Origin of the sequence: Candidatus Rhabdochlamydia sp. T3358 (genome assembly GCF_901000775.1) — a bacterium.
Lineage (GTDB): Bacteria > Chlamydiota > Chlamydiia > Chlamydiales > Rhabdochlamydiaceae > Rhabdochlamydia.
In genome coordinates this window covers 1-2,846 of sequence record NZ_CAAJGQ010000030.1, presented here as the reverse complement: position 1 = coordinate 2,846, position 2,846 = coordinate 1, and the positions used below count along the sequence as shown (strand labels likewise).

The window sequence follows — 2,846 nt, the reverse complement described above, 5'->3', positions numbered from 1 at the left end:
CCATTGTTGCAGATTATATAAATGCGCAATCTACCATTAGCTTATTTCAGAAATTAGAAGAGCAATATCCCCATGCAGAACGCATTATAGCGATATGTGATAATGCAAGTTATTATAGGTCAAAACTGGTTTCTGAGCATCTCAACAACTCTAGAATAGAAATCAAGTTCTTACCCCCTTATTCTCCAAATCTTAATCTGATTGAACGACTTTGGCGATTCATGAATCGCAAAGTTCGAAATAATCAATATTATGAAAAATTCGTAGAATTCAAGAAAGCAACTCTTAGTTTTTTTGAAAATATTTCCACTTTCAAAGAGGAATTAAAAAGTCTCCTCTCTAAAAAATTTCATATTGTAAATCCTTAATTCTAAATCTCTAGAGTATAGCTTTAGTCAAATTCAGTAGGAAGTAAGGGAGAGGAATAATGACTAAAACATTTTTTAATTTGCAAATCATTAACTCTATTAACGGATAAAGGAGGTATATTTTTTTCAGGAAAAAATTTTAAATTACTAGTCTCAAGCGTTGTTTTTTTTACTCTACCACCTATGATAGAGCATAAAAAAAACAAATCGTAAATGTAAGGCCATTTTGATAAAACGGGATCTTTCCTTTTATCACACACACATATTAATTTAATTATGCTGCATTCAAAGCCAGTTTCTTCTCTTATTTCTCTCAGCATATTTTCTTTAGGGGATAGATTAACATCTGCCCATCCTCCAGGTAGAGACCACAGGCCATCACTTCTTTCTTTAACTAATAGTATCTGATTAGATTCAAAGATTGCTGCCCTTACTCCTACTTTTGGAGTTATATATCCTTTATCTTTTGAAAATATTTCCAATATTTCGCAAGGCGATTTAGAAGAATGTAAGCTAGCCAGTTCTGCACTTATTTCCATTATCCTACTATATCTTTCATGATCAAAATTATCATTGCAAAAAGTTAACCCTATTTGACTTATAGCTTGCAATTCTGTAACTATTCTAGTTATTTTATTATTCATTCTGTTTTAGCATCCTATAAACATCTTCTAATTCTATCATCTGCGTAAAATCTAATCTATTTCTTATTTCATTGAGCTGTTTGCAAATCGACAATCAATTTTGTACATATTCCTATTTGCTATTTTATCTTATAGATCCCCTTTTTTTAAAAAAAGATGTTAATGACAAGAAAAAGACTTAGTAAAGTTAAATGTTTTTATATGTTTTGTGATTGACTATTCTTTTTATAAACAAGAACCGTTTTTTAAGAAATTGACTAAAAAAACCTCTTTTAATGATCTGTGAGGCGTTATTTTTGATCTTACATGTAAAATTATACCTAAATCAATTCATTTGATCCTATAGCTGTTTAAAAGCGTTTTCAGAGATTTTGTAAAATCAACCTTATTTTGATCTTATATTTCATAAATCTTTGCTAATGGAAATTTCAACATCTGTAAATCCTACATTAGTTCAAATATGCCGCGTTTTATGTCTGTTAAACATCGAAATTTCTTATCTAGGTCTTTTGGTTTATCCTATAAATGCATCATCTTTTCCAAGCACTTACCTCCTTACTTCTTCCACTTCTTCTGCCAAAATGGCACAAAAAGAAAACTTTATGGTGAACTAGCGATCTCAACTCCTTTATCTGATAAAGTAGATCTCAGTAAAGCTTCTTGCGCATCATGTTCAACAATAGCCCTTCTCTTTGAGTCAATATCTAAATGCGTTATGTATTGCATTCTCTTTCTAAATTCATGGACCACTGTTGGACCACTCAGACACAAGAAATAGCAAATGACAACAACTAATTGCCATAGATAAAAATCTCCTATAGTGCTATCTTAGCTATTGTTAGCTGTTGCTAATGATTGTGATTTATGGAATTTGCACGGACTCATAACCCGTAGGTCGCAGGTTCAAGTCCTGCTTGCCCCATCCTTTCCACACCTATACAAAAGCTGGTTTTCGCCCATTACGCAATTAATGCGAAAACCTTCTTTTACGCAGATTTTACGCACTCAATCAAAAGAGAGTGCAGTAACTGGCAACAAAGATTGGCCTATCGGCTAGTCCTTTTCTCTTTGCATCCAACGAGCCTAAATCCCCCCAATTTTTATCAAAACTTTCTTCAAGTGCGTAAAAAGTGCGTAAAGCTTTGTTTAGCTTTACCACTTCTCTCTGAAAGTAAAGCCTTTGTTTATTCCAAAACAAGGGATTTGTTGTCTCTTGTTCTCAAATATTTCCTTTTATGTTAAACAATTCTACTTAGTGAGGTGTTACTGTGGGTTCTATCAGAGAGGTCACCAAAAAGAATGGTGAGAAAAGTTATCATGCGGAAGTTCGATTGAGGGGATCTCCCAAGGTTCGTGATTCCTTCAGGACAAAAACGCAAGCCAAGCAGCGGGTTTAAGACACTGAAGCTGCTATTCGAGATGGTCGATTCAAAAATCAATCGGTTTCACGCAAACATTCTGTTGCTGATCTCATTGACCGCTTTGCCGCTAACTCCATCCCTAAACATCCCGTCTATTACTCCAAAAAGGTTCAGCTCCTGAATCGTTGGAAAGAAGAATTGGGCCATTTGTTGCTATCTGAGTTATCTCCTGCTCACGTTGCCATGGTGCGTGACAAATTGCTGTCTGAAACCACCTTTAAAACCCCAGTTTTGGGTTTTCTAGCTGGTAACTAGCTCTAAACTTTCCTTATCAGACATCCTAATACAAGGCTTTTTAGGTTGCCTCATATAAGCCGCAATTCCACAAAGCGTATTAACCAAAAAGTTACTCACTGATCTATGCCTTGTGTGCTCAATCTGGGATATATTTTTAAGTTGATCATTTACAGTTT

Annotated in this window: 3 protein-coding genes; 1 reads left to right on the top strand and 2 read right to left on the bottom strand. The window is 34.3% G+C overall.

Going from position 1 to position 2,846, the window contains the following annotated elements:
* On the top strand, positions 1 to 368 hold a 368-nt coding region (locus RHTP_RS07500), incomplete at its 5' end, for a transposase (RefSeq protein ID WP_171005696.1).
* Positions 369 to 391: 23 nt separating this feature from the next.
* Here RHTP_RS07500 and RHTP_RS07495 read toward each other — a convergent pair.
* Together RHTP_RS07495 and RHTP_RS09010 are read right to left on the bottom strand one after the other, a co-directional pair.
* Positions 392 to 1,012: an NUDIX hydrolase gene (locus tag RHTP_RS07495; protein ID WP_138107506.1), complete on the bottom strand. Its 621-nt coding sequence runs from the start codon at positions 1,010 to 1,012 to the stop codon at positions 392 to 394.
* 1,661 nt (positions 1,013 to 2,673) lie between these two features.
* Positions 2,674 to 2,846 (bottom strand): transposase (locus RHTP_RS09010; protein WP_244609540.1); only part of this gene is annotated, 173 nt, incomplete at its 5' end.

Bases quoted from the DNA above. Each gene is read 5' to 3' on its own strand.
- RHTP_RS07495 (WP_138107506.1), bottom strand. From the start codon at position 1,012: ATGAATAATAAAATAACTAGAATAGTTACAGAATTGCAAGCTATAAGT.